The sequence below is a fragment of the Spirillospora sp. NPDC047418 genome, assembly GCF_040643275.1.
In the GTDB taxonomy this organism is placed as follows: domain Bacteria; phylum Actinomycetota; class Actinomycetes; order Streptosporangiales; family Streptosporangiaceae; genus Spirillospora.
In genome coordinates this window covers 1-24,894 of record NZ_JBEYTW010000124.1, presented here as the reverse complement: position 1 = coordinate 24,894, position 24,894 = coordinate 1, and the positions used below count along the sequence as shown (strand labels likewise).

Below are 24,894 nucleotides of genomic sequence, written 5' to 3'. Positions count from 1 at the left end.
GACTTCTGCGACGGCCTCCTGGACGCCATGCCCACCACCGGCGCCGACGACATCGCCATGATCGCCATGCGGGTCAGGCTCTAGGATCGTGCCGCGCGGGCCCGGAGGAACGAGGGCGGTGGACGGGCCGCAGGGTGACCTTGCGGATGAGGTGGACGTCGGTGAGCGGTCCGGTGGACGCGGCGAAGCCGAACTTGAAAGTGTCCGGGACGGGCGTGGGGACGCGGAACCGCAGCACCCGCTGGAAGCCCGCACCGTCCTGGAAGTCGATGTCGACCGTCGCCACCGGGTCCGGCCTGGGCGGCACCGTGACGCGCACGACCCGTTTCACCGATTCCAGCAGCGCCTCGGCTCGCGCCGGGGCGACCCCGGCGGGCATCTTCCGCAAAGCGCCGTGCAGTCGTCCGGGAAGCGCGGACGGCCAGGGGCCGGTGTCCGTCTTGTTGCTCGTCGTGGCGTCGAGGGAGCAGTACCCCTCGGCGCCGTTCCCCGGACCGCGGGCGGTCACGACGTTGGGGCCGGGCGGAGGCGCCTGGAAACCCGTCCCGGCCGGGGAACGCCGCTCGCAGCCGTTCCCGCGCATTTCTCCATCGCCGAAGTAGTCGCCCAGCACGTCGAGCCCGATGCCGAGGTATCCGCCCTCGACACCCGGGACGATCTGACCGCCGGGCCTGCCGTCCGGCAGTTTCTGGGCGTAGCCGAGGCTCCCGCCGAAAGCGCCCGGGGTGGTGAGCCGTTCGGCGCCGTCGGTGAGGAAGAAGGAGATTCCGTCCGCCGGCGTCCGCGTCGTGTTCCCGTACTGCCACTGCTCGAAGGTCACCTCCAGCCCATCCGCCGCCGGAATCGGCGCGTCGAACAGCACGGCGCCGGTCTCCTCGAAATGGGCATCGGTGAGCTGGAGATACCCGCGCGGCGCCGCGCCGACCGGCGGGACGGGCCCGGCCGGGTCCGGGTGGCATCCGCCGAGCGGGTGGTTCGCGCCCTCCGCCACCGGGCCTCCGCGCCGCGCACCCGTCAGGCAGGCGGCCCCGTACCCGATGAAGCGCGCGTCCGCGGTGGCTCCGGTGAACGACTCCTCGACCGGCGCCCATCCCGGACCCCGGTGCGCCGCCGAGGCGGCCCCGGTCGACGAGACGACCGCGGCGATTCCGATCGCCGCGATGGCACGGGGCATCGCACATCTCATGCTCGAATCTTTCTTCTCGAATTCGCGAAATGATCCGCCTGCTGATCTCATGGGAACACGGCCCCACAGAGCGAACCGGACATTTCCACGCCCGTAGCGGCACGAGCACCAGATCATTGCAAATATGCGCGGCATCCCATCGACTGGTCACGCCTTCGCCAATACCCGGCACAGGGCGGGCAGTACAGGCACCAATAAGTGCGTCCGTGCCGTGTCAGGCGATGTAGACCTTGCGGAGGGTCTCGTGCACCACCCAGGTGGTGCGGTCGCCGGCTCGGAGCCGGACCACGGTCCCGGGCGACAGGTCGACGCTCTCGCCGTCCTGGAACGACACCGTGGCCGAACCGGAGACGACGACGAAGACCTCGTCGGCCTCGACGTCGGTGGCCGTGCCCGGCGTCATCTCCCAGACGCCGACTTCGACGCCCGCGACCGCGGCCAGGGCGCGCGACCCGGCCTCCGGGGCGCCTTGGACGACCGTGGACGGGTCCAGCGGCGTGGTCGGCACTGCGGCGGCGACGTCCAGTACACGGTTCATCCCGCCATCGTTCCGGGACGCCGGCACGGGCGGTGGCGACGGTCTGTCGTCAGTCGCCCCGCGCGCTGAACAGATCGTCGGCCACGAGCGCGACGTGCAGCGACACCCGGACGTCCGGGTCGTCGAGGTCGACGCCCAGCACCGCCTCGATCTTCGCGAGGCGGTCGTAGAAGGCCGCGCGGGACAGGTGCAGGCCGGCCGCGGCGTCGGTCTTGCTCGCCGGATGGTTCAGCAGTGCCCGCAACGCGGCGAGGAGGTCGGTCCTGGCTCCCTCGGCGCGGTCATGGTCCTTGAGGGGCGACAGTTCGCGGTCGACGAAGAGCTGAAGGCGCTCGTCCTCGCCGAACAGGGCCAGCAGACCGCGCAGGTGGAGGTCTTCGAGCCGGTGGACGTCCGGGTCGCGGTCGCGGCGGGCCTGCGGTGCCGCGTCGGCGACCTGGCCGGCCTCCGTCATCGTCCGGGCGATGCCGGAGCGGTCGGGAACCGGGCGGCCGGCCGCGACGATCACGTCGTGCCGCCGGGCGAGCCGTTCGCCGAGCCGGTCGGCCAGGGCGTCGGCGTCGGCCGAGGGCGCGACGGAGATGAGGACGCGCAGGTCGCGTTCGACCTCGCACACGAGGGCGGGCAGCCGGAGTCCGTGGGCGGCGCGGACGACCGCGGCCGCGACCTCGCCGGGGTCGGCCTGCGGGCGGCCGCTGATCCGCGGCCGGACGACCAGGCCCAGGAACCGGCGCCGCCGGGCCGGGAATCCCGCCAGCTCGCATCGGCGGAGCACCTCGGGCGAGTCCGGGTCGGTGCGCAGGCCGTTGAGGATCTCCCGGTGGGTCCGCCGCATCAGGTTGCCGCGGTCGCGGTCGTGCAGCCGGTGCAGGGCGAGCGCGGCGGCGGCGCGCTCGGCGACCGCGATCAGCCGCTGCGACGGTGGTGCGGGCGAGCCGATGACGAGGCGTCCCCAGTCCTGCTCGGTGGACCCGAGCCGGGTGACCAGCCATCCGTTGCCCGCGTCCCAGCCGGTGCGCCCGCCCACGGCGACCCGCTTGGAGCGGGCCGGCCATCCGTCCAGGAATCCGCTCATGTCCTCCGGACCCGCGAGGTAGTCGAGCGGCCTGTGCTCGGCGTTCTCGACCACGACGGGTCCGCCGGTCAGGCGCTGGACCGCCTGGAGGATCTCCGCCGGGCCCGCCTGGGCGAAGCTGAGCTCGGTGAACGTCTCGTGGACGCGCTGGGCGTCGCGAAGTTCCGCGAGCTGTTCATCGACGACCCGCTCGCCGATCTCCTGGGCGATCGCCGCGAAGCGCGTCTCCTGGTTGAGGACAACGAGCGGGACCGAGAGCGCCTCGCACGCCTCGACGAGGGCGGCCGGCGGCGCGGCGTCCCACCGGCGTCCCAGCTCCACGACGAGGCCGACGCTCTCGACCTCGGCGAGTTCCTGGACGAAGGCCCGCAGCCCCTCCTGGTCCGAATCCGGCGGGAGACCCGTGCCCATCGTCAGCACCAGGTCACCGGCGCGGAGCAGTTCGCCGACGTCGATGCGCTCGGTCGCGTGGACCCAGCGGATCGGACGCTTCAGGCCGGCCCGTCCCGCGACCACCTGGGGCGCGGCGCGCCGGAACGCCGGGAGCGCCAGCGCCTCGGCCAGGGTCACCTGAGCCACGAAACCAGCCCCCCGCTCGCACAGGGCGACACATTGTCGTCCCAATTGCCGTAAAGCCTACGTTCCGCCACCCGTGTGCAGGGACAACGCCGGAGAAGATGGAGCCATGGCAGCGAACATCGTGCATTGGGTCGACGGAGCCGAGTACCCCGGAACGGCGGACGCCTGGGGGCAGGTGACCAATCCCGCGACGGGCCGGGTGACGGGACGGGTCGCCCTCGCGGACGAGGCCGACGCCGCCCGCGTGATCCAATCCTCCGCCAGCGCCGCGACCGGCTGGGGAAGCACCTCTCTGGCCCGGCGCACCCAGATCGTCTTCGCCTTCCGCGAACTCCTCAACGCCCGCAAGGACGAACTCGCGGCGATCATCACCGCGGAGCACGGCAAGGCGCACTCCGACGCGCTCGGGGAGATCGCCCGGGGGCTGGAGGTCGTCGAGTTCGCCTGCGGCATCTCCCACCTGCTCAAGGGCGGCCACACCGACAGCGCCTCCACCAGGGTCGACGTGTACTCCAAGCGCGTGCCGCTCGGCGTGGTCGCCGTCATCAGCCCCTTCAACTTCCCCGCGATGGTGCCCATGTGGTTCTTCCCCATCGCGATCGCCGCGGGCAACGCCGTCGTCCTGAAGCCCAGCGAGAAGGACCCGACCGCCGCCAACTGGATCGCCGCGCTGTGGAAGGAGGCCGGCCTCCCGGACGGCGTCTTCAACGTCCTGCACGGCGGCAAGACGGCGGTCGACGCCCTGATCGCGAGCCCCCAGGTCGAGGCGATCAGCTTCGTCGGGTCGACCCCCATCGCCCAGTACGTCTACGAGACGGCCTCCAAGCACGGCAAGCGCGTCCAGGCGCTCGGCGGGGCGAAGAACCACATGGTCGTGCTGCCGGACGCCGACCTCGACCTCGCCGCCGACGCGGCGGTGAACGCCGGATACGGGAGCGCCGGTGAGCGCTGCATGGCGATCAGCGTCCTCGTCGCGGTCGACCCGATCGGCGACGACCTGGTCGCCCGCGTCGCGGACCGCACCCGCACGCTGCTCATCGGCGACGGCTCCGCGGAGGCGACCGCGGACGGCCGCGAGGTCGACATGGGGCCGCTGGTCACCGGTGAGCACCGGGACAGGGTCGCCGGTTTCATCGCCTCGGGCGAGGCCGCCGGCGCCAAGGTCGTCATCGACGGCCGCGAGGTCCGGCCGCGCGGCGACGGCGGCGGCTTCTGGCTCGGCCCGACGCTGTTCGACGACGTCACCCCCGACATGGGCATCTACCGCGAGGAGATCTTCGGGCCGGTCCTGTCGGTCGTCCGGGTCGGCTCCTACGACGAGGCCGTCGCCCTCATCAACGCCAACGAGTACGGGAACGGCACCGCCGTGTTCACCAACGACGGAGGTGCGGCCCGGCGTTTCGAGAACGAGGTCCAGGTCGGCATGATCGGCGTCAACGTGCCGATTCCCGTCCCGGTCGGGTACTACTCCTTCGGCGGCTGGAAGCGCTCCCTGTTCGGGGACGCCCACGCCTACGGCGCCGAAGGGGTGCACTTCTTCACCCGGAACAAGGTCGTCACCAGCCGGTGGATCGACCCGGCCAACCGGCCCGCCGGCGGCCTCGAACTGGGGTTCCCGCGCAATGACTGAGACCATGATCGAGACCGCGGCCCGGCCGGACGGCCGGGACTCCCCGACACCCGACCTGGCGACGACCTACGACGCGCAGCGCGCCTTCGACCTCGACCGCGCCCACGTCTTCCACTCCTGGTCGGCGCAGGCCGAACTCGACCCGATGGTCGTCAGCCGCGCCGAAGGCAGCCACCTGTGGGACGGCGACGGCAACAAGTACCTCGACTTCACCTCGCAGCTGGTCTTCACCAACCTCGGCCACCAGCACCCGCGCATCGTCGCCGCCGTCCGCGAACAGGCCGCGAACCTGTGCACGATCGCACCGGGATTCGCCAACGGAGCACGGTCCGAGGCCGCCCGCCTGATCGCCTCGCACACGCCGGGCGACCTCGACCACGTCTTCTTCACCAACGGCGGAGCGGACGCCAACGAGCACGCCGTCCGGATGGCCCGGCTCCACACCGGCCGCCACAAGGTCCTGTCGACCTACCGCTCCTACCACGGCGGGACGCAGCTGGCCGTCAACATCACCGGCGACCCCCGGCGCTGGGCCAGCGACAACGGCTCCACCGGGAACGTGCACTTCTTCGGCCCGTTCCTGTACCGGAGCCCGTTCCACTCCACCACCGAGGAGGAGGAGTGCGAGCGTGCCCTGGAGCACCTGGAGCAGGTCGTCGCCCTGGAGGGGCCGTCGACCATCGCGGCGATCATCCTGGAGTCCATCCCGGGTACGGCCGGGATCATGCTGCCGCCGGCCGGCTACCTGGCGGGCGTCCGGGAGATCTGCGACCGGTACGGCATCGTGTTCATCGCCGACGAGGTCATGTCGGGCTTCGGACGGGCGGGCAGGTGGTTCGCCGTCGAGCACGCCTCCAACGGGGCCGGTGCCGTCCCCGACCTCCTCACCTTCGCCAAGGGCGTCAACTCCGGGTACGTCCCGCTCGGCGGTGTCGCCATCAGCGGCGAGATCCACCGGACGTTCGCCCACCGCGCCTACCCGGGCGGCCTCACCTACTCCGGTCACCCGCTGGCGTGCGCGGCGGCGGTCGCCACCATCCGCGCCATGGAGGACGACGACCTGGTCGACCGCGCGGCCCGCCTCGGCGAGCGGATCCTCGGCCCCGGGCTGCGGGCACTGGCGGCGCGCCACGAGTGGATCGGCGAGGTCCGCGGCACCGGCGTGTTCTGGGCCGTCGAACTCGTCAGCGACCGGACCACACGCGAACCCCTGGCGCCCTACGGCGGTTCGAGCCCCGAGATGGGCGCGATCGTCAAGGGCTGCCACGAACGCGGCATGCTGCCGTTCTCCAACTTCAACCGCGTCCACCTCGTCCCGCCGCTGACCATCTCCGACGAGGAGGCACGCCAGGGCCTCGCGATTCTCGACGACGCACTCGCGGCGGCCGGGGCCGGGACGCTTCAGTGACCACCACAGCGGCGGAGCACCCGCTACCCGGCGTCGACATCGCCGTCGTCGGAGCCGGCGTGACCGGCCTGACGGCGGCGACCGAACTCGTCCGGTCCGGGAGGTCCGTCGTCGTGCTCGAGGCGCGCGACCGCGTCGGCGGCAGGTTGTGGACCGACACCGTCGACGGCGTGATGCTCGAACTCGGCGGGCAGTGGGTCTCCCCCGACCAGTGCGCGCTTCTCGCGACCATCGACGAACTCGGCCTGGAGACGTTCTCCCGCTACCGCGACGGCGAGAGCGTCTACATCGGCCGGGACGGTGTCCGCCGCACCTTTACCGGGCCCGCGTTCCCGGTGACGGCCGCGACGCGGGCCGAGGTCGGCCGGATCACCGCGATCCTGAACGACCTCGCCCAGCGGACGGACCCCGGCCGGCCGTGGGACCTGCCGAACGCGGCCGACCTGGACCGGATCTCCTTCGCGTCGTGGCTGGACGCCCAGACCGAGGACCAGGAGGCCAAGGACAACATCGGCCTGTACGTCGGAGTGGCGATGCTCACCAAGCCGACGCACGAGTTCTCGGCTCTCTCCGCCGTGCTCATGGCGTCGAGCGCAGGGTCGTTCAGCAACCTCGTCGATGCCGACGTCATCCTGGACAAGCGTGTCGTCGGCGGTCTGCAGCAGGTACCGCTGAAGCTGGCCGAAGCCCTCGGCGACCGGGTGAAGACGAACGCCGCCGTCCAGGCCGTCGAGTGGTCGGCGGACGGCGCGGTCGTCCGGACCCCGGCCGGGAACTGGGCGGCATCGCGGGTCGTCGTCGCGGTCCCGCCGACGCTCGTCCAGCGCATCCGGTTCCGCCCCAGCCTGCCGCCCCTGCATATGCAGTGGCGCCAGCACCAGTCGTTCGGCCTCGTGATCAAGCTTCACGCCACCTACGACACCCCGTTCTGGCGCGACGCGGGCCTGTCCGGCACCGCGTTCAGCCCGTACCAGTTGGTTCACGAGGCGTACGACAACACCAACCACGGCGACGGCCGGGGAACCCTCGTCGGGTTCATCTCCGACCTCCGGGCAGACGACGTCCTCAGCCTGGAGGCCGCAGAACGACGCGACCTCGTACTCCGGTCCTTGGCGGCCTACTTCGGCGATCAGGCACTGCACCCGCGCGCCTACTACGAGAGCCAGTGGATGGCCGAGGAATGGACCGCCGGCGCCTACGGGACGAGCTTCGGCATCGGCGGCCTGACGCGTTACCGCTCCCGGATCAATGAACCGGTCGGTCCGATCTCCTTCGGCACCAGCGACATTCCGGGCCCCGGCTTCCAGCACGTCGACGGAGCCATCCGCATTGGACGAGACCTCGCCCGACGCGCAATCAGTTGACGACCAAAACGGCAACAGGAAACCACGTGACACGGCACCAGACCGCCTACGAACGCAACGCACCCGACGCCGGAGTCGTCCAACGCGCTCTGGCCGACTCCGAGCGATCGGTCTACTGGCTCGAAGAAGCCGGAGCCCGTCCGCAATTCCCGGAGCTGACAGCCGCCGGAAAGGCCGACCTCACGATCGTCGGCGGCGGATACCTCGGCCTGTGGACCGCCGTACACGCCAAACGCCGCAACCCCGGGCAGAAAGTCGTGCTGCTCGAGGGGCGGACGGTCGGCTGGGCGGCATCCGGCCGCAACGGCGGGTTCTGCGAAGCCTCCATCACCCATGGCGACGAGAACGGCCGGGCCCGATGGCCCGAGGAGTTCGACACGCTGCAGAGGCTCGGCGAGGAGAACCTGGACGCGTTCGAGCAGGACGTACGGGACCTCGCCCTCGACTGCCACTGGGAGCGCACCGGAACACTGACCGTCGCGGTGGAGGAGCACCAGGTCGAGTGGCTCCAAGGTGAGCCCCACGAACTGGACCGCGCGGCAGTGCAGGCCGAGATCAACAGCCCCCTGTTCCTCTCCGGGGCGGTCGACCCGGACGGCTGCGCGCTCGTTCACCCCGCTCGCCTCGCCCTGGAACTCGCCCGTGTCGCCACCGAGATGGGCGTCGAGATCCACGAGCACTCCCCCGTCGCCGGCCTCCGCACGACGGGCGGCGCCGTCCAGGTGCGCACCGGGCGCGCCACCGTGACGTCCGGCCGAGTGGTCCTGGCGACCAACGTGTTCCGGTCGCTGGTACGCCGCAACCGGCTGATGACGGTCCCGGTCTACGACTACGTCCTGATGACCGAGCCGCTCACCGGCGAGCAGATGGCCTCCATCGGGTGGGACAACCGCCGGGGGCTCGCCGACCTGGCGAACCAGTTCCACTACTCGCGCCTGACCAGGGACAACCGCATCCTCTACGGCGGGTACGACGCGGTCTACCACGCGGGCCGGATGGTCAGGGAGCGCTACGAGGAACGTCCCGAGACCTATGCCAGGCTCGCCTCGCACTTCTTCGCGACCTTCCCGCAACTGCAGGACGTCAGGTTCAGCCACCGCTGGGCCGGCGCGATCGACACCTGCACCCAGTTCACCGCCTTCTACGGCCTGACCCACCGCGGCCGCGTCGCGCACGCCGCCGGATTCACCGGCCTCGGCGTCGGAGCCACCCGGTTCGCCGCAGAGGTCCTCCTCGACCTCCTCTCGGGCGAGTCCACCCCGCGGACCGAACTGGAGATGGTGCGCAAGCGCCCGCTGCCCTTCCCACCCGAGCCCTTCGCCGGCGCGGGCATCAACATGACCCGCTGGTCCCTCGACCGCGCCGACCACCGGCACGGCAAGCGCAACCTGTTCCTGCGTGCCCTCGACACAGCCGGACTGGGCTTCGACTCCTAACGCCCGGGCCAGGACCTCGACGGCGTCCGCGGTCAAGACCGATGCCGACCGGCGCGACCGAGGCCGTACCCGCAGGCGCCGCCGATGACGCGTCCCACCTGACGTCGTCGCCACCGTTCACGGCGAGGTGATACACCGTGCTCGCACCGATGATGCCGCCGCCGATCACCACCGTCCGCACCCGTTGCGGCAATGCGCGGAGGCAGCGGCCAGATCCGGCGAAGTTCCTCCTCCCTGAGCGCCCCTTCGAAGACCACCGGATCGGGTGCCGGCAGGGTGCAGCGCCCGTCCACGTGCATGCTGCCGTAGACGATGTAGGGGCCGCGCCCCGGCCCTTGGTAACCGTGGCCGCGCGGGCTCACCTCGATGACCGCGTCGCACCACTGGCAATAGCGGCGGCCACGTCGGCGGGCACCGACGGATCGGACAGGTAACGCTGTCCACGCTCCCATTCCGCCTGCACGGCGGTGGCCGCAGTCATGTAGACCTCACCGGTGACGGCCTGCCGGCGCCGAATACGGCGCTGCAGGTTGCGGGAAGGGCGACGATGGGGGTCGGCGGTCACGACGTCCTCCGGCGGAGTCCTACGCACACCGCTGGACGGCATGAATCCGGAAACCACGCGTCGTCCATGGACGCTTCGTCGTCGGCGCACCAGCGGCGTAGGCGCTCAATACTCAGACGGGCAGCGTGGCTTGCCAAGACAGGAGGATAGCGACCTGTGACGGTGCCGTGCTAGAGAGTCACCGAAATCCGATCCGCTACCCGACGGTGGAGTTTGCTGACCAAGTCGTGTACCGCCATCACGGCACTGACACGTCGGTACCGGGTGTCTCCTCCAGCGTCGCGGTGACCACCCGCTCGACCTGCTCGGCGACCCGGGCGATCGTGCCGCCCTCGGCGCACAGCAGCACGAGAACTATTGACTCAGGACGCCAGGGTCCTCAGGGCTTCGAGGAGGTAGCCGCGGAAGGCGGAATGGTTCTCGCTCATCGGGAAGTGCCCGATCTCCTCCATCTTGATGAACGTGCCGTTCTCGATCGCGTTCGCGGTGCGGGCGCTGTCCTCCGGGGTCGTCAGGTAGTCGTACTCGCCGGTGAGCATCACGACGGGGCACCGGCCGCCGTCGATCTCCTGGAGGCGGTCCCGCAGATCGTGGTCGACGGAGTAGAAGTACAGGTCGCCCTTGAACGCCTCGGAACCCTGGGAGTAGTAGAACCAGGTCTTCCAGCGGTCGGCGTCGGGCGACTGGGGCGCCATCAGGTCCCACACGCCGCTCGCGCAGACCTGGGCGGCGTTGGCGTGCGGGTGCTGCCACCAGTCGAGGTAGAACCCGGGCGAGTAGTCGGCGCCCTCGACCGCCAGGACGCCCGCGAACCGGTCGGGCCGGCGCAGCGCGAGTTGCAGCGCGACGTTCCCGCCGAACGAGGAGCCCATGAAGATCGGGTCTTCGAGGCCGAGGGCGTCGCACAGCGCGACGATGAAGTTGACGAAGTGGTCCGCGGTGAGCTTGTACTCCTCCTTCCACCACTCGGCGTTCTCGGGCGGGTCGGACTTGCCGTGGCGGGGCAGGTCGTAGGCGATGACCCGGTAGTTCGCGGTGATCTCCTCGTCCTCCAGCAGGCCGCGCCACTGGTGGTTGTGGCATCCGGCGGTGTGCTGGCAGACCAGGGGCTGCCCGGTGCCGTTCTCCAGGTAGAAGACCTTGTACTCCAGGCCGTCGACCTCGATGCTCACATAGTGTCCGGTGACCGGGGATATGGCGCTCACGGTGCCCTCCTCCTTCAGACGGGCGAGCCGACGGTTCGGAGCAGCTCGATCTGCCGGGTGATGCAGCGCAGGTTCTGCATGAGGATCAGGACGTTCCCGTCCAGCCGCATGTCCCGCTGGAACGTGGCCGCCCAGATCCCGTGGTGCATCGGAGGCGGCACCGGCTGACCGAACCCCCGCCACGTCTCGGGGCTCGCCCGGATCGCGAACTCGTACGGGACGTCGAGCGGCCCCGGATCCACCGTGACCTCGGTGACCCGCCCCGACTCCACCTTGATCGCGTAGATACGGTCGGCGGCGTCCAGCAGGTAAGTGCAGGTGAAGTACTTGCCGTGGGCCTGGATCTCGGGATCGTCGTTGCTGGCCGCGGCGAAGGCGTCGGCCCATTCCCGGGCCGGCGCGACCTCGGTCGATGCAGTCATGATCTTCCTCCCCGCACTGGGCGCTTCGGCGATACCGACCGCTTTACCCGGCGTCGGGGAACCCATCGCCCATGACGGCCAACATCCGGTCAAATCGGCTGATATCCAACGTCCAGGCGCGCGGGGCGGTCAGCGGATCAGGCAAATCCGCGTGCCGGGGGTCACCGGGTGGCCGGGGCTCGCGTCGAGGTCGGAGACGGTGCCCGGCTTGTGGGCAGTGAGTGGCTGCTCCATCTTCATCGCCTCCACCACGACGATCGTGTCGCCGGCGTCGACCGTGTCGCCCTCCTCGGCGAGGACTCTCACGACGGTGGATTGCAGGGGGCAGACCAGCGCGTCGCCGTCGTCCTCCCTGGCCTTGGCTCTGCGCGGCCTGGGCCGGGACGGTGGTGCCGGGGCGGCCGATTCCGCCGACGTATGCAGGACGACCTCGACCCGCTTGCCGTCCACCTCGGCGGTGACGGCCTTGCGGACGGTCGGGGCGGCGTCGGCCGAAGCGTCCGGCTGGGGCGGGATCGTGGGCGCGTGGTCGGACTCGATCCAGGCCGTATGGACGTCGAAGGGCTCGGCGGTGAAGGCGGGCTCCTCGACGACCGCGCGGTGGAAGGGCAGGACGGTCGCGACGCCGGCGATCTCGAACTCCGCGAGGGCGCGACGGGCCCGTTGGAGGGCGATCTCACGGGTCGCGCCGGTGACCACGAGCTTGGCGAGCATGGAGTCGAACTGCTGCGGGACGTCCTGCCCCTCGGCGTACCCGCCGTCCAGGCGGACGCCCGGCCCGGACGGCGGACGCCAGGTCGCGAGCGTCCCGGTCGAGGGGAGGAAGCCGCGGCCCGGGTCCTCGGCGTTGATCCGGAACTCGATCGCGTGGCCGCGCGGCTCCGGGTCGCCGTAGCCGAGCGGCTCCCCGTCGGCGATGCGGAACATCTCCCTGACCAGGTCGATGCCGGTGACCTCCTCGGTGACCGGGTGTTCGACCTGGAGCCGGGTGTTGACTTCGAGGAACGACACCGTGCCGTCCGCGGCGAGGAGGAACTCGCAGGTGCCCGCGCCGACGTAGCCGGCGGCGCGCAGGATCTTCCGCGACGCCTCGGACAGCGTCCGCCGCCGGTCCTCGGTGAGGAAGGGCGCGGGGGCCTCCTCGACGAGTTTCTGGTGGCGGCGTTGCAGGGTGCAGTCGCGGGTGGACACCACGACCACGTCGCCGTGCCGGTCGGCGAGGCACTGGGTCTCGACGTGCCGGGGACGGTCGAGGTAGCGCTCGACGAAGCATTCGCCGCGTCCGAAGGCGGCCTCGGCCTCCCGGACGGCCGACTCGAGCAACTCGGGGATCTCCTCGAGCGACCGGGCCACCTTCAGGCCCCGGCCGCCGCCGCCGAACGCGGCCTTGATCGCCACGGGCAGGCCGTGCTCGCGTCCGAACGCGGCGGCCTCGGCGGCGCCGGACACCGGCCCGGCGGTGCCGGGGGCGAGCGGGGCGCCCTGCTCGCGGGCGATGCGGCGGGCCCGCACCTTGTCGCCGAGCGCCTCGATGGCGGACGGCGGCGGACCGATCCACACGAGGCCCTGGTCGATGACCGCCCGCGCGAACTCGGCGCTCTCGGAGAGGAACCCGTAGCCGGGATGCACGGCGTCGGCGCCGGCGTCCGCCGCGGCCTTGAGCAGCTTGCCGATGTTCAGGTAGGTGTCGGCCGGGGCCGCGCCGCCGAGCGCGTACGCCTCGTCGGCCATCCGCGCGTGCGGCGCCGACACGTCCGGGTCGGCGTACACCGCCGCGCTGGACAGGCCGGCGTCGCGGCAGGCCCGCACGACGCGCACCGCGATCTCGCCCCGGTTCGCGATCAGGATCTTGTGCACGGTCTCCTCCGGATCAGGCGCGGCAGGGCAGCGGGCCGCCGTGGTAGTCGATCATCTCGCCGAACATCGCGGCGACGTCCATGCGCTCGCCGGGCGGGGCGCCGGCCTCCTCGGCACAGGCGCGCCGCAGGTTCGGGACGAGGCGTTCGGGGTCGAGCAGCCGCCCGTCCGGCTCGGCGCGGTGCGCGATCTCCAGGGGGTCCAGCCCGTCCACGAGGCCCCGCCTGGCCTCGTCGCGCACCCAGGTGAGGTAGCGCTCGGCCTCGTCCAGGAGCTCGGGTCCGCCGACCGGCCCGTGCCCGGGGACGACGACGGCCGGGGCCAGCTCGCGCAGCCGCTCGATCGCGCGGAGGGAGCCCTCGACCGAGCCCATCATGCAGAACGGGGTGACGCCCGACATGACGAGGTCGCCGGCGAACAGGATCCGCTGGTCCGGCAGCCACACGACGGTGTCGTCGCGGGTGTGCGCGGGGCCGAGGCGGAACAGTTCGGCGTGCAGGTCGCCGGCGTGCAGCGCCATCCGCCGCTCGTAGGTGAGACCGGGCGGGTCCAACCGGATATCGCCCCACTCGACGTCCGGCCAGAGGCCCGTCAAGTGCAGGTCGGCCTGGATCGCCTCGGCGCGCGTCCCCTCGTGCGCCACCACGACGGCCTCCGGCGTGAAGACGCAGTTGCCGAACGTGTGGTCGCCGTGGAAGTGGGTGTTCACGACGAGGCGCGGCGGCGCGGGCGCCACCTCGCGCACCGCGTCCCGCAGGGCCAGTGCGCGTTTCATGGTCGCGGCCGTGTCCACCACGATCGTCGTGCCGCCGGACGCGATGACGCCGGCGTTGTTCAGGCACCATCCACCGTCCGGCTGCACGTAGGCGTGCACGCCCGCGGCCAGCCGTTGCAGGTGCGGCTCGGTCATCACGGTCTCCTGGGGATCTGTTCGAGGAAGAACGCGCGGAGGTCGGCGGCGAGCAGGTCGGGGGCCTCCAGCGCGGGGAAGTGGCCGCCCCGTTCGAACTCCGTCCACCGGACGATCGTGTGCGCGCGCTCGGCGAACGGGCGGACGGCGTGGTCGGTGGGGAAAACGGCCACCGCCGTGGGCACCGGGGAGCGGCCGCCGCGCTCCCACCCGGCCCGGTCGTGGAAGCGCTCGTAGTAGCTGTGCGCCGCCGAGCCCGCAGTGCCGGTGAGCCAGTAGACGCTGGCATTGGTGAGGACGGCGTCCCTGCCGACGGCGTCGTCCGGCAGGTCGGCGGTCCCGGTGAGGTCGCGGTAGCGCTCGGCGAACCAGGCGAGCAGCCCGGCGGGCGAGTCGTGGTGGGCGTGCGCGAGCGTCTGCGGGCTGGTGCCCTGGACGCGCAGGTACGCGCCCTCGTTGTCCTGCCACTGCCGCAGCGCGTCGAGCCTCGCGCGGTCGGCGCCGTCCAGCGCGTCGACGTCCTCGTCTCCGCCGGGCACCGTGACCAGGGCGTTGACGTGGACGCCCCGGACGCGGCCCGGGGCGTCCCTGCCCATGAGCGGTGCCACGAAGGCCCCGACGTCGCCGCCGTGCACCCCGTAGCCGGTGTAGCCGAGCCGGTCCATCAGCACGTTCAGCGCCCGGGCGGTGCGGCCGTCGGTCCAGCCCGTTTCCGGCGGCGGCCCCGAGAACCCGAAGCCGGGCAGGGAGGGCGCCACCAGGTGGAAGTCGTCCCGGAGGGCACCGATCAGGGCGTGGAAGTCGGCGACCGACCCCGGCCAGCCGTGCAGGAGCATCAGCGGGACGGCGTCCGGGTTCGCGGAGCGCACGTGCAGGAAGTGCACGCGGGTCCCGTCGATCTCGGTGACGGACTGCGGGTGCGCGTTCAGTTCCGCCTCATGGCGCCGCCAGTCGTACGCGTCGGCCCAGTGGCCGGCGAGGCGCCGCAGGTACGCGGTGGGGACGCCGCGCGACCAGCCGGTCCCGGGCGGGTCGGGCGCCCACCGGGTGGCGCGCAGCCTACCCCGCAGGTCGTCGACCTCGGAGTCGGGGATCGCGACCCGGTACGGCCTGATGTCGGACATGCATCCTCCTCGACAGGTGCGTTGACCTGCGGCGTGTTGTTGTTTTGAGCAGCCGGATAACAACAACACGCCGCAGGTCAACGGGTGAGGACGGCGGCGGAGGCGAAGCCGCCGCGGCCGCGGGCCAGGACGAGCGCCGTGCCGATCCCGGCGGCCCGCGGCTCGCCCACGACCAGGTCGATCCGGTCGTCGGCGCGGCCGGGGCTGGTACCGGTGGTGGGCGGGATCACCCCGTCGCGCAGGGCCAGCAGGGCGGTCGCCAGGTCCAGCGCCGCGCCGCCGGACAGCAGCCGCCCCGTCATCGACTTGGGCGCCGTGACCGGGACGGTGCGCGGCGCGAGCAGCCGGGTCAGCGCCGCGACCTCGGCGTCGTCCAGGTCGCGGCGGCCCGCGGCGTCGGCGAACACCACGTCGACCGCGGCGGCGGGCAGCCCGGCGTCGTCGAGCGCGGCCCGCGCCGCGCGGTACAGTCCGTCGGCGCAGCCGGGCTCCGGGTCGAACGCGGCGCCGTGCCCGGCGACCGCGCCGTAGATCTGCGGGGCGCCGCGCTCCTCGGCGCCGACGCGATCCTCCACGATGAGGATCGCCCCGCCCTCGCCCGGGACGCAGCCCCCCGCCTCGGCGTCGAACGGCAGGTAGGCCGCCCCGGGGTCGGCGCACGGGCTCAGCTCCCGGCCGGCGGTCTGGATCGCCACCCCGTACGGGCAGAGCGTGCCGTCCACGCCGCCGGCCACCATCGTGGTGGTGCCGGCCCGGATCTTCCGGCGCGCGAACGCCAGCGTGTCCAGCCCGCCCGACTGCTCGGACGCCAGCACCCCGCCGGGCCCGCGCATGCCGTTGTGGATGGAGATCTGGCCGGTGTGCACCGCGTAGTACCAGGCGAACGACATGTAGGCGCTCACGTCGCGCCAACCGCTCCCCCACAGCTTCTGCAGCTCCCGCTGCCCGAACTCCAGGCCGCCGGACGTGCTCGCCGTGACGACGCCCATCTGGTACTCGGGCACGTCGCCGGGTTTGATCGCCGCGTCCCGAAGCGCCTCATCGGCGGCGACGAGCGCCAGCCGGGTCACCCGGTCGCTCTGCGGCAGGAGCCGTTCCGGCAGCTCCCGTTCGGCCGGGCACTCGGGGATCTCCCCCGCCACGGCCACCGGGTAGCCGGACGCGTCGAACCTGGTGATCGCGCCGAGGCCGCTCCGGCCGTCCCGGACGGCGTCCCAGTACTCGGGGACGCCGGTCCCGTTCGGCGCGGTCACGCCGAGGCCGGTCACCACCGCCTGGCCGCTCATGCGCTCCTCCCTTCCGAGGCGCTCTCCGGGTCGCGGAACACCATCGCGCTCTGGAACCCGCCGAACCCGCTGCCGACCGTCAGCGCCCCGCGCACGCGGTGCTCGCGCGCGTCCAGCGGGACGTAGTCCAGGTCGCATTCCGGGTCGGGCTCCCGCAGGTTGGCGGTGGGCGGCACCACGCCGTGCTCCATCGCCAGCGCGCACGCGGCGATCTCGATGGACCCGATCGCGCCGAGCGAGTGGCCGACCGCCGCCTTGATCCCGCTGACCGGCACGCGGCGGGCGTGCTCGCCGAGGGCGCGCTTGAACGCGGCGGTCTCGTGCCGGTCGTTCTGCTTGGTGCCCGAGCCGTGCGCGTTGACGTAGTCCACCTCGCCGGGGTCCATCCGGGCCTCGCCGAGCGCGGTGGTGATCGCCTCGGCCATCTCCCGGCCGTCCGGTTTGAGGCCGGTCATGTGGAAGGCGTTGCACCGCGACGCGGCGCCCGCGATCTCGGTGTAGATCCGCGCGCCGCGACGCCGGGCGTGCTCGTACTCCTCCAGCACGAGCACGGCGGAGCCCTCGCCGAGGATCAGGCCGCGGCGGGTGCGGTCGAACGGGCGGCAGGCGCGGGCCGGCTCGTCGTTGTACACCGACTGCGCCTTGATCACGTCGAAGCAGGTGACGGTGATCGGCGAGATGGGGGCGTCGCTGCCGCCGGTGACCACGACGTCGGCGGCCCCGTCCCGGATCACCTCGGCGGCGTGCGCCACCGCGTCGATCCCGGAGGTGCAGCCCGTCGAGACGACCGTGGCCGGTCCGCGCGCGCCCGTGGTCAGCGCGACCTCGGCGGCCACCGAACTGGGCAGGAAGTAGTCGTACATGTGCGGGCTGACGTAGGCGGGGTCGACGTTCCAGTGCGCGCCGCCGTCGCTGAGCACGACGTACTCGGCCTCCATGCTCTTGGTGCCGGCGACCGCGCTGCCCATCGCGACGCCGGTGCGCGCGGCGAGCCGGTCGTCGACGGTGAGGCCGCTGTCGTCCACGGCCTCGCGCGCGGCCGCCTTCGCGAGCTGGACGAACCGGTCGGTGCGCCGGATCTCGCGCGGGGTGAGCCCGGCGGCGGCCGGGTCGAAGTCGCACTCGGCGGCGACCTGGCAGCGGTGCCCGGACGGGTCGAACTGGGTGATGCGGCGCGTCGCCGTCCGCCCGGAGGTGACCAGTTCCCAGAAGGGCCCGGTGCCGGTCCCGCCGGGGGCGACCACGCCGATCCCGGTGATGACGGTTCTTCGTCGGGACATCAGGCGGCCTCCCCGAGTGCCTCGGCCAGCAGGTCCAGCTGCTCGGGCCCGGACGCGCAGGGCACCAGCACGAGTTCGTCGCATCCGGCCTCGGCGAAGGCGCGGGCGGTCTCGCGCAGCCGGGCGGCCCCGGTCGGCGCTCCCTTGATCATCATTTCGGCGAGCCTCCCGGCGAAGGAGTAGTAGTCGCCGAGGTGCTCGCGGACGGCGGCGTCCGCGTCCGGGCCGAGGGCGTAGTAGGCCTGCGCGACCACGCGCGGCTCGCCGCGCCGTCCGGACTCGCGCCAGCGGCGGCGGACGTCGGCGGCCCGCTCGGCGAACGTGTGCGGCGGCCCGGCGGCGGCGAAGTAGCCGTCGCCGTGCGCGGCGACCCGGCGCAGCGCGGCCGGCGCCCGCCCGCCGACGAGGACCTCGGGCTCGCCGCCGGGCGGCTCGGGCCCGATCTCGCCGCCCGCCCAGATCTTGCGCATCTCGGCGAGCATCGTGTCGAGGCGGCGGCCGCGGTCGCCGAACTCGGCGCCGGCCGCGGCGTAGTCGTCGGGTCTGGCGCCCGCCGCGACGCCGAGGGCGAGCCGCCCGCCCGACAGGTGGTGCACGGACGCGGCCTGCTTGGCGACCAGCACCGCGCTGCCCCGGTACGGGGCGATGAGGATGCCCGTGGTCAGCCTGATCCGCTCGGTCGCGGCCGCGGCGGCGGCCAGCGTGACGAGCGGCTCGTCGTTGCCGTACACCAGCCGGTCGAGCACCGCGAGGTCGGCGAACCCGGCGGCCTCGGCCCGGCGCGCCCAGTCCAGCAGGTCACCGCCGCGGACTCCGCGGACCATGGTCGGCAGTGCCACTCCGTATTCCATCGTCGTCTCCTCTCGGGCTCCGTCAGGTCCGGACGCGCTCGGCGAGCGCCTCGACGAAGCCGGGCGCGGCGCGTTCGGGGCGCAGCGCGGCGTGCGAGCAGCCGACGGTGACGTCCCGCCAGCAGCGCTGCAGCGGGTCGCCGCGGTCCTGCGCGGCGGTGCCCGCCGACTTCATCAGCGTGTTGACCGCCTCCACCAGCAGGGACGCCGCGTAGGAGGCGCGGTTGGCGTTCTCGAACGCGCGCGCACGGCCCTCGCCGGCGTCCAGCGCCGACACGACCCGGTCGACCAGCAGCCCGGCCGCCTCGATCCGCGCGGCGGACGTCGCGATGTCCAGTGCGGCCGCGTCGCCGGCGGGCGGCGGTCCCCCGCTGCGCGGCGCGGCGGAGGGCGGGGCCGCCGCGCGTTTGGCGGCGGCCGTGCGGGTCGCGGCGGCCAGCGCGCCGCGCGCCGCGCCGAGCAGCGCGGAGATGCAGGTCAGGCCGCCGACCGCGGGCAGCGGGACGTTGTGCTGCGGCGCCTGCGAGGTCTGGTTGAGGCCGCCCATCACCTCCTTGAACAGCACGGTCCGGTGGGCGGGCACGAAGACCTCGTCCACGATGAGGGTGTGGCTGCCGGTGGCGCGCATGCCGACCGCGTCCCAGGTCCGCTCGAAGGTGAAGTCGGCGCGGGGCACCGCGAAGAAGCGCGGCTCGATGCCGCCCGGCGCGGGCCCGGCGATGAGCGCCCAGTCGGCGAACTCGACGCCGCTGACATAGCGCCAGCGTCCGCGCAGCAGGAAGCCGCCCTCGGTCTCCTCGGCGGACCCGGCGGGCACCAGGCCGGGGACGAGCAGCGCGCCCGGCGTGCCGTCCCACAGGTCGCGCTGCCCGTCGACCGGCAGATGCGCGGCGAACCGGCCGGTGTAGGCGAACATCGCGGCGCACCAGGCGGTGGACGCGCACGCCTCGCCGATCCGGGCGACCGCGCCGGTCAGCTCGCGGAACGTGGACTCCGCGCCGCCCCAGCGGGCGGGCGTGAAGTGCCGGGGCAGGGGGGTCGCGGCCACGGCGGCGACCGCCGCGCCGTCCAGCCGCCCGGTGCGGTCGGCCTCTTCGGCGTGCTCGGCGGCGGCGTGCACCGCGGCGTCGAGGGCCGTCCGCTCGTCGGTCGTGGTCATGGTCATGGTTCATCACTCCAGGCGGGTCACCAGGTCACGGGCAGCGTCTCGACGCCGTACACCAGCCCGCCGTCCTTGAAGGACAGCTCCTCGAACGGGACGGCGAGCCGCAGTTCGGGCAGCCGGCGGTAGAGCGTGCGGAAGACGACCTCCAGCTCCAGCCGGGCCAGCTCGGACCCGAGGCAGAGGTGCCGGCCGTGGCCGAACGCCAGGTGCCTGCGGGATCCGCGGGCGATGTCGAGCTCGTCGGGTCGCTCGAACGCCTCGGGGTCCCGGTTGGCGGCGGCGGTGAGCGGGAAGACGCCCTCGCCCTCCCGCACCTCGGTGCCGGAGATCGTCAGGCCGGTCCGCGCGACGCGCGCCGTGGTGAGGTCGGTGACGCTGAGGTAGCGCAGCAGTTCCTCGACGGCGGCCGGCGCGAGGTCGGGGTCGCCGCGCAGCAGGTCGAGCTGCTCCGGGTGGCACAGCAGCGCCAGCGTGCCCAGCGCGATCATGCTGGCGGTGCTCTCGTGGCCGCCGTTGAACAGCAGCCGCGTCAGGTGGACGAGCTCGTCGAAGTCGTCCTCGCGCGGGAAGGCGTCGGTGAGCTTGGAGACCAGGTCGTCGCCGGGCGCGTCGTACTTGGCCGCGACGAGGGCGCGGAAGTAGGCGTCCAGCTGGTTGACGGCCTCCTTGCGCTGGGCGGCCGTGGCCGTCCCGCCGAACATGGTGCGGGTGCGGACGTGCAGGAAGTCCTTGTCCTTCGGCGGGATCCCGAGCAGCTCCATGATCACCGAGATGGTGACCGGCAGCGCGAGACCGGCGAGCAGGTCCCCCGGCGGGCCCGCCTCCAGCAGCGCGCTGGTCTGCCGGCCGACGATCTCCTCGACGCGGGGCCGCAGCAGCTTGACGCGCCGGACGGTGAAGTCCTTGGCGACCCGCTTGCGGTAGTCGGTGTGCCGGGGCGGGTCCATGCCCAGCAGGGACGAGTTGAGCGTGAAGTCCTCGGGGATCGGGAACGGGGCGGGGAACCCGGGGTGGCCCCGGTCGTTGCCGAGCCGTTCGTCGTTCAGCGCCTCCCGGACCTCCGCGTACCGGGTGACGACCCAGGTCGGTTCGCCCGCGGAGCGCGGGACCCGGGTGAGGCCGGGCTCCGCACGGCACTCGCCGTGCCGGTCGGGCGGGGCGAACGGACCGGGCCGGCGCCACGGGAACGGCGCGCCTCGCGCGTCCTGCTGTTCGGTGTTCTGCTGCTCGTACGGGCATTCGCGGTCAGGCATGGTCGCCTCCTGAGGTGAGGGCGGCGGCGAACCGGGCGAGTGTGTCGCCCGGGCTCGGGCCGTCGATGGCCGCGCGGACGCGCGCGGCGCCCCGGCCGTGCCGCGCCAGCTCCACATGCGCCAGTTCCACGCGGGTCGACCCGGACTCGTCCGGGGTGAAGGTCACCTCGACGCGGCTGGCGCGCTCGTCGTCGCCGATGGGGCGGAAGTCGCCGTCGATGCGCCACGTCAGCACGAGGCGGTGCGGCGGCTCCCAGACCAGCACGCGGCCCCAGTCGAGCTCGGAGCCGTCGGCGGAGCGCTCGTACCAGCGGCCGCCCGCGCGCGGCTCGAACACCACCCGTTCCCGCGCGGCGACGAGCGCGTGGCTCTCCGGCCACCACTCGGTCGGACGCCCGGTGAAGTGCGCGAAGGCGCGGTCCACCGGCACGGGGACGTCGACGGACTTGCGGACGGGAGGGACCGCGGCCGGGGTCGCTCGCTGGCTCGCATCCATGGGGCCCACTCTCGCCCGCGTCCGTCGACGTCCTGTCGGGATGCGGTCGAGAGGCCTCAGCCGCGCGCGTCCCGCTCCTGGTCGGGGCGGACCTTCGGGACGGCGAGTGCCGCGGCGACCCCGAGCAGCGGGAACAGCGCCGAGACCAGCAGGGCGCGGTCGAAGCCCGCGGCGAGCGCCCGCTCGGTGGCGTGCCCCCCGTGTGCGACGGCGGAGGTGTGCGCGGCGGCGACGACCGCGAGGATGCCGAGCCCGAGCGCGCCGCCGACCTGGCGGCTGGTGTTGAGCAGCCCCGACACCAGGCCCTGCTCGCGGTAGCCGACCTCGGAGGTGCCCGCGACGGTCATGGACGCCGACACCAGCCCCTGGCCGACGCCGAGGACCAGCGTCGGCCCGAACAGGTCGGCGAGGAAGCCGGCGCCCGCTCCGGCGCGCGACAGCCAGGCGAGGCCGGCCGCCGACAGCAGCAGCCCGGCGACCAGCAGCGGGCGCGGGCCGGTCTTCGGCACCAGCGGGGCGATGCCGCGCGCGGCCACGACGATGCCGAGGGAGAGCGGCAGGTACGCGAACCCGGTCTCCAGCGGGCTGTACCCGAGGACGAGCTGGAGCAGCAGGGTGAACAGGAAGAACGTCCCCCACAGCGCGGCGGTGCTGGAGAACGCGACCAGGTTGGCCGCCGTGACCGAGCGGTTGCGGAAGATGCCGAGCGGCACCAGCGGGTGGCGATCGCGGCGGCGCGCCTCGTTCACCGCGAACAGGACCAGCAGGACGACGGCGAGGCCCAGGCTCATGATGATCTGCGGCGAGCCCCAGCCCTCCTTCTCGGACCGGACGATCCCGTACACGAGCAGGATCAGCCCGGCCGTGATGGCGAGGGCGCCGGGCAGGTCCATCCGGCGGTCGCCGTCGTCCTTGCGGGACTCGGTGACCGCGTACGCCGCGCCCGCGGTCAGCAGGACGCCGACGGGGACGTTGACGAGCAGGATCCAGCGCCAGGACAGCCACTCGGTGATGGCGCCGCCGACCAGGGCGCCGATCGCCCCGCCGCCCGCGGCGACCGCGCCCCAGAGCCCGAACGCGCGGGCGCGCCGCTCCCGGTCGGTGAAGGTGGTGCCGAGGACGGTCAGCGTCGCCGGCGCCATGATCGCCGCGCCGAGGCCCTGCGCGCCCCGCGCGGCCAGCAGCGAGGCCGGGTTCCAGGCCAGGCCGCCGGCCAGGCTCGCGAGCGTGAACACGCCGATGCCGCCGAGGAACACCCGGCGGCGCCCGTAGATGTCGGCGAGCCGCCCGCCGAGCAGCAGGAATCCGGCGAACACGATCGTGTACGCGTTGATGATCCATTGCAGCGAGCCGGTCCGGAAGTGCAGTGCGGTCTGAATGGAGGGGAGCGCGACGTTCATCACCGAGGCGTCCAGCACCACCAGGAACTGGCCGGCGCAGCAGACGGCGAGAACGAGCCCTGGCCGCTCCGACGTGCCCTTCTCGGCAACCGTCGTTTCTGTCGTCACCGAGGTCACTCCTCTTCGGTCGACGGGGGGTTCTCTGACGTCGCGCTTGATAACCGGCGCCGGTCGCGGGAAACGCGTTCGCCCAGACCGCGGAGTACTCCTTTCGACACCCCCCGCCGACCGAAGGGCGCACCCGGCGGTGGACGTTCGGGGGCCCCGCGCGTCACCGAACGACGAGGCGGCGCTTAGAGCGCGCCTGCACGGCTAAAAGCGGCGAATGTCATGAACGACAACGACCAGATCCACGGAGGTCGAAACTCGTATGCTCCACTTCAAGCTGCTCGGCCCGCTGGAGGTCGCGGGCGGCGGATCCGCGTTCGCGCCGACCGCGCCGCGCGTGCTGAACACGCTCGCGCTGCTGCTGGTGCGCGGTGGTCGCGTCGTGCCACTCGACACGATCATCGAGGAGCTGTGGGGGGACGACCCGCCGCGCAGCGCGGCCCGCACCGCCCAGACGTACGTGTACCAGATCCGGCGCTGGCTGACCGCCGGCGCCGCCCCGGCCGGGGACGAGGACGTCCTGCTCACCCGCCCGCCCGGCTACCTGCTGCGGGTCGCGCCCGAGCAACTCGACCTCAGCCGGTTCGACCGGCTGCTCGCCGAGGGCCGCGCGCTGCTGCGGGACGGCCGCGCCGCCGACGCCGTGGACCCGCTGTGCCGCGCGCTCGACCTGTGGACGGGTCCGCCGATGGCCAACGTCGAGCTGGGCCGGGTGCTGGAGAGCCACGCCGCGGCCCTGGACGAGCACCGCGCCCACGCGCTGAACCTGCGCATCGAGGCCGACCTGCGGCTCGGCCGGCACCGCGAGCTCATCGGCGAGCTGCGGTCGCTGGTCGCGCTGAAGCCGTACGACGAGTGGTACCAGACCCTCCTGGTGTGCGCGCTGGCGCGCTCCGGCCGCCGCTACGACGCCCTGGAGGCGTTCCACGCGGCCCGGCACGTCCTCGCCGAGGACCTCGGGCTCAGCCCGTCCCCCGAACTGAGCGAGGTGCACACCGCCGTCCTGCAGGGCGAGCAGCCGAGGACGCCGCTGGCCTGCGCGGAGGGCAGGGCGACGGCGGCCTCCGGGCCCGGCGCGGTGAAGCGGGCCGTGCCGGGGCCGCGGCCGCCGCGGCGCACCGGGCCGCCGTCCGCGCAGCCCGTCCACTGACCGGAATCCGACTCACCGAAGGGAAGCACCCGTGCCGACCACCATCGCGCCCGCCGAGCTGCGGGCCGCCATCGACGACTTCTACGCCTGGCACATGCAACTCCTCGACGCCGGAAGGGTCGAGGAGTGGGCGGACGCCTTCACCTCCGACGGCGTGTTCGACGCCCAGGGGCACCCCGAGCCGGTCCGCGGCCGCGACCGGATCCGGTCGGCGTCCCGGGCGGTCGCCGACAAGCTCGCGGAGGCGGGGATCGTCCGCCGCCACTGGCTCGGCATGAGCCGTATCGTCCCCGAGGACGGGAACGTCCGGGTGATCAGCTACGCCCTGGTGTTCCAGTCGAGCAAGGAGAAGGGGACCGCGCTGCATTCCAGCACCACCTGCGAGGACGTGCTGGTCCCGGACGGCGATTCCTGGCTGATCCGGGAACGGGTCGTCCGGGTCGACGGAATGTCCTGACGGGACATCCCGGAGATCCATTTCCTGAGCGTCCGCAAGAACGCCCGGGAAAACGATCGAGTAGGAGGGCCGGGTCGCCCGGCCCTCCTCTCACACCACCGGACATGCGGGCCCGCATCCGGCGGTTCGTCAAGCCGTTGATCTGAGCC

Annotated in this window: 22 protein-coding genes; 6 read left to right on the top strand and 16 right to left on the bottom strand. The window is 72.9% G+C overall.

The window, feature by feature from the left end; translation table 11 throughout:
* Nucleotides 1-73 precede the first annotated feature (73 nt).
* The 3 genes from ABZ806_RS40995 to ABZ806_RS40985 all read right to left on the bottom strand — a co-directional run bounded on the left by ABZ806_RS40995 (nucleotide 74) and on the right by ABZ806_RS40985 (nucleotide 3,378).
* Entirely contained in the window at nucleotides 74-1,174 is a 1,101-nt protein-coding gene (locus ABZ806_RS40995; RefSeq protein WP_500224136.1) for an L-type lectin family protein, read from the bottom strand.
* A gap of 226 nt (nucleotides 1,175-1,400) precedes the next feature.
* Nucleotides 1,401-1,724, bottom strand: coding sequence for a cupin domain-containing protein (locus ABZ806_RS40990; protein ID WP_500224133.1), 324 nt, complete (start codon nucleotides 1,722-1,724; stop codon nucleotides 1,401-1,403).
* A gap of 49 nt (nucleotides 1,725-1,773) precedes the next feature.
* Complete coding sequence (locus ABZ806_RS40985; RefSeq protein ID WP_500224130.1) at nucleotides 1,774-3,378, bottom strand: PucR family transcriptional regulator; 1,605 nt, start codon at nucleotides 3,376-3,378, stop codon at nucleotides 1,774-1,776.
* Nucleotides 3,379-3,484: 106 nt separating this feature from the next.
* On the opposite strand from ABZ806_RS40985, the gene ABZ806_RS40980 reads away from it, so the two are divergent.
* Genes ABZ806_RS40980 through ABZ806_RS40965 form a run of 4 tightly spaced genes read left to right on the top strand, consistent with a single transcriptional unit; the run spans nucleotide 3,485 to nucleotide 9,216 of the window.
* Nucleotides 3,485-5,008: a CoA-acylating methylmalonate-semialdehyde dehydrogenase gene (locus ABZ806_RS40980; RefSeq protein ID WP_500224128.1), complete on the top strand. Its 1,524-nt coding sequence runs from the start codon at nucleotides 3,485-3,487 to the stop codon at nucleotides 5,006-5,008.
* A complete protein-coding gene (locus ABZ806_RS40975; protein WP_500224126.1) occupies nucleotides 5,001-6,416 on the top strand; it encodes an aspartate aminotransferase family protein in 1,416 nt (471 codons plus the stop codon). The genes ABZ806_RS40980 and ABZ806_RS40975 overlap by 8 nt, the downstream gene beginning before the upstream one ends.
* The gene (locus tag ABZ806_RS40970) at nucleotides 6,413-7,780 is read left to right on the top strand and encodes a flavin monoamine oxidase family protein (RefSeq protein WP_500224122.1); all 1,368 of its coding nucleotides are present in this window, start codon (nucleotides 6,413-6,415) and stop codon (nucleotides 7,778-7,780) included. Before ABZ806_RS40975 ends, ABZ806_RS40970 begins: the two co-directional genes overlap by 4 nt.
* Before the next feature lie 26 nt (nucleotides 7,781-7,806).
* Nucleotides 7,807-9,216, top strand: coding sequence for an NAD(P)/FAD-dependent oxidoreductase (locus tag ABZ806_RS40965; protein ID WP_500224121.1), 1,410 nt, complete (start codon nucleotides 7,807-7,809; stop codon nucleotides 9,214-9,216).
* 358 nt (nucleotides 9,217-9,574) lie between these two features.
* On the opposite strand, the gene ABZ806_RS40960 is transcribed toward ABZ806_RS40965, so the two are convergent.
* The 13 genes from ABZ806_RS40960 to ABZ806_RS40900 form a co-directional block, all read right to left on the bottom strand.
* Nucleotides 9,575-9,781 carry a hypothetical protein gene (locus ABZ806_RS40960; protein WP_500224117.1) on the bottom strand — a complete coding sequence of 69 codons (207 nt, stop codon included), beginning with the start codon at nucleotides 9,779-9,781 and terminating at the stop codon, nucleotides 9,575-9,577.
* A gap of 362 nt (nucleotides 9,782-10,143) precedes the next feature.
* Nucleotides 10,144-10,986: an alpha/beta fold hydrolase gene (locus ABZ806_RS40955; RefSeq protein WP_500224113.1), complete on the bottom strand. Its 843-nt coding sequence runs from the start codon at nucleotides 10,984-10,986 to the stop codon at nucleotides 10,144-10,146.
* A 14-nt stretch (nucleotides 10,987-11,000) separates the two neighbouring features.
* Nucleotides 11,001-11,408, bottom strand: a complete 408-nt coding sequence (locus ABZ806_RS40950; RefSeq protein WP_500224112.1) for a hypothetical protein — start codon at nucleotides 11,406-11,408, stop codon at nucleotides 11,001-11,003.
* A 129-nt stretch (nucleotides 11,409-11,537) separates the two neighbouring features.
* Nucleotides 11,538-13,265, bottom strand: coding sequence for an acetyl/propionyl/methylcrotonyl-CoA carboxylase subunit alpha (locus tag ABZ806_RS40945; RefSeq protein WP_500224110.1), 1,728 nt, complete (start codon nucleotides 13,263-13,265; stop codon nucleotides 11,538-11,540).
* Between the two features lie 13 nt (nucleotides 13,266-13,278).
* Entirely contained in the window at nucleotides 13,279-14,175 is an 897-nt protein-coding gene (locus ABZ806_RS40940) for an MBL fold metallo-hydrolase (protein ID WP_500224107.1), read from the bottom strand.
* On the bottom strand, nucleotides 14,175-15,299 hold the full coding sequence (locus tag ABZ806_RS40935) for an epoxide hydrolase family protein (protein WP_500224106.1): 1,125 nt from the start codon (nucleotides 15,297-15,299) through the stop codon (nucleotides 14,175-14,177). Before ABZ806_RS40935 ends, ABZ806_RS40940 begins: the two co-directional genes overlap by 1 nt.
* A gap of 77 nt (nucleotides 15,300-15,376) precedes the next feature.
* Nucleotides 15,377-16,585 carry a beta-ketoacyl synthase N-terminal-like domain-containing protein gene (locus tag ABZ806_RS40930; RefSeq protein WP_500224102.1) on the bottom strand — a complete coding sequence of 403 codons (1,209 nt, stop codon included), beginning with the start codon at nucleotides 16,583-16,585 and terminating at the stop codon, nucleotides 15,377-15,379.
* Nucleotides 16,582-17,865 carry a beta-ketoacyl-[acyl-carrier-protein] synthase family protein gene (locus ABZ806_RS40925; protein WP_500224101.1) on the bottom strand — a complete coding sequence of 428 codons (1,284 nt, stop codon included), beginning with the start codon at nucleotides 17,863-17,865 and terminating at the stop codon, nucleotides 16,582-16,584. The genes ABZ806_RS40930 and ABZ806_RS40925 overlap by 4 nt, the downstream gene beginning before the upstream one ends.
* Nucleotides 17,865-18,716, bottom strand: a complete 852-nt coding sequence (locus tag ABZ806_RS40920; protein ID WP_500224099.1) for an LLM class flavin-dependent oxidoreductase — start codon at nucleotides 18,714-18,716, stop codon at nucleotides 17,865-17,867. Before ABZ806_RS40920 ends, ABZ806_RS40925 begins: the two co-directional genes overlap by 1 nt.
* A gap of 22 nt (nucleotides 18,717-18,738) precedes the next feature.
* On the bottom strand, nucleotides 18,739-19,881 hold the full coding sequence (locus tag ABZ806_RS40915) for an acyl-CoA dehydrogenase family protein (RefSeq protein WP_500224097.1): 1,143 nt from the start codon (nucleotides 19,879-19,881) through the stop codon (nucleotides 18,739-18,741).
* A gap of 20 nt (nucleotides 19,882-19,901) precedes the next feature.
* Nucleotides 19,902-21,134 carry a cytochrome P450 gene (locus tag ABZ806_RS40910; protein WP_500224096.1) on the bottom strand — a complete coding sequence of 411 codons (1,233 nt, stop codon included), beginning with the start codon at nucleotides 21,132-21,134 and terminating at the stop codon, nucleotides 19,902-19,904.
* The gene (locus ABZ806_RS40905; protein ID WP_500224095.1) at nucleotides 21,127-21,630 is read right to left on the bottom strand and encodes an SRPBCC family protein; all 504 of its coding nucleotides are present in this window, start codon (nucleotides 21,628-21,630) and stop codon (nucleotides 21,127-21,129) included. The genes ABZ806_RS40910 and ABZ806_RS40905 overlap by 8 nt, the downstream gene beginning before the upstream one ends.
* A gap of 56 nt (nucleotides 21,631-21,686) precedes the next feature.
* The gene (locus tag ABZ806_RS40900; protein WP_500224093.1) at nucleotides 21,687-23,138 is read right to left on the bottom strand and encodes an MFS transporter; all 1,452 of its coding nucleotides are present in this window, start codon (nucleotides 23,136-23,138) and stop codon (nucleotides 21,687-21,689) included.
* Between the two features lie 262 nt (nucleotides 23,139-23,400).
* Here ABZ806_RS40900 and ABZ806_RS40895 point away from each other — a divergent pair, with 262 nt between their 5' ends.
* Both ABZ806_RS40895 and ABZ806_RS40890 read left to right on the top strand, forming a co-directional pair.
* The gene (locus ABZ806_RS40895) at nucleotides 23,401-24,288 is read left to right on the top strand and encodes an AfsR/SARP family transcriptional regulator (protein ID WP_500224092.1); all 888 of its coding nucleotides are present in this window, start codon (nucleotides 23,401-23,403) and stop codon (nucleotides 24,286-24,288) included.
* A gap of 31 nt (nucleotides 24,289-24,319) precedes the next feature.
* Nucleotides 24,320-24,745, top strand: coding sequence for a nuclear transport factor 2 family protein (locus ABZ806_RS40890; protein ID WP_500224091.1), 426 nt, complete (start codon nucleotides 24,320-24,322; stop codon nucleotides 24,743-24,745).
* Nucleotides 24,746-24,894 lie beyond the last annotated feature (149 nt).

Excerpts from the sequence above, each read along its gene's own strand:
- ABZ806_RS40995 (WP_500224136.1), bottom strand. The coding sequence starts at position 1,174 with ATGCCCCGTGCCATCGCGGCGATCGGAATCGCCGCGGTCGTCTCGTCG.
- ABZ806_RS40990 (WP_500224133.1), bottom strand. The coding sequence starts at position 1,724 with ATGAACCGTGTACTGGACGTCGCCGCCGCAGTGCCGACCACGCCGCTG.
- ABZ806_RS40980 (WP_500224128.1), top strand. The coding sequence starts at position 3,485 with ATGGCAGCGAACATCGTGCATTGGGTCGACGGAGCCGAGTACCCCGGA.
- ABZ806_RS40975 (WP_500224126.1), top strand. The coding sequence starts at position 5,001 with ATGACTGAGACCATGATCGAGACCGCGGCCCGGCCGGACGGCCGGGAC.
- ABZ806_RS40950 (WP_500224112.1), bottom strand. The coding sequence starts at position 11,408 with ATGACTGCATCGACCGAGGTCGCGCCGGCCCGGGAATGGGCCGACGCC.
- ABZ806_RS40940 (WP_500224107.1), bottom strand. The coding sequence starts at position 14,175 with ATGACCGAGCCGCACCTGCAACGGCTGGCCGCGGGCGTGCACGCCTAC.
- ABZ806_RS40935 (WP_500224106.1), bottom strand. The coding sequence starts at position 15,299 with ATGTCCGACATCAGGCCGTACCGGGTCGCGATCCCCGACTCCGAGGTC.
- ABZ806_RS40930 (WP_500224102.1), bottom strand. The coding sequence starts at position 16,585 with ATGAGCGGCCAGGCGGTGGTGACCGGCCTCGGCGTGACCGCGCCGAAC.
- ABZ806_RS40925 (WP_500224101.1), bottom strand. The coding sequence starts at position 17,865 with ATGTCCCGACGAAGAACCGTCATCACCGGGATCGGCGTGGTCGCCCCC.
- ABZ806_RS40920 (WP_500224099.1), bottom strand. The coding sequence starts at position 18,716 with ATGGAATACGGAGTGGCACTGCCGACCATGGTCCGCGGAGTCCGCGGC.
- ABZ806_RS40915 (WP_500224097.1), bottom strand. The coding sequence starts at position 19,881 with ATGACCATGACCACGACCGACGAGCGGACGGCCCTCGACGCCGCGGTG.
- ABZ806_RS40910 (WP_500224096.1), bottom strand. The coding sequence starts at position 21,134 with ATGCCTGACCGCGAATGCCCGTACGAGCAGCAGAACACCGAACAGCAG.
- ABZ806_RS40905 (WP_500224095.1), bottom strand. The coding sequence starts at position 21,630 with ATGGATGCGAGCCAGCGAGCGACCCCGGCCGCGGTCCCTCCCGTCCGC.
- ABZ806_RS40895 (WP_500224092.1), top strand. The coding sequence starts at position 23,401 with ATGCTCCACTTCAAGCTGCTCGGCCCGCTGGAGGTCGCGGGCGGCGGA.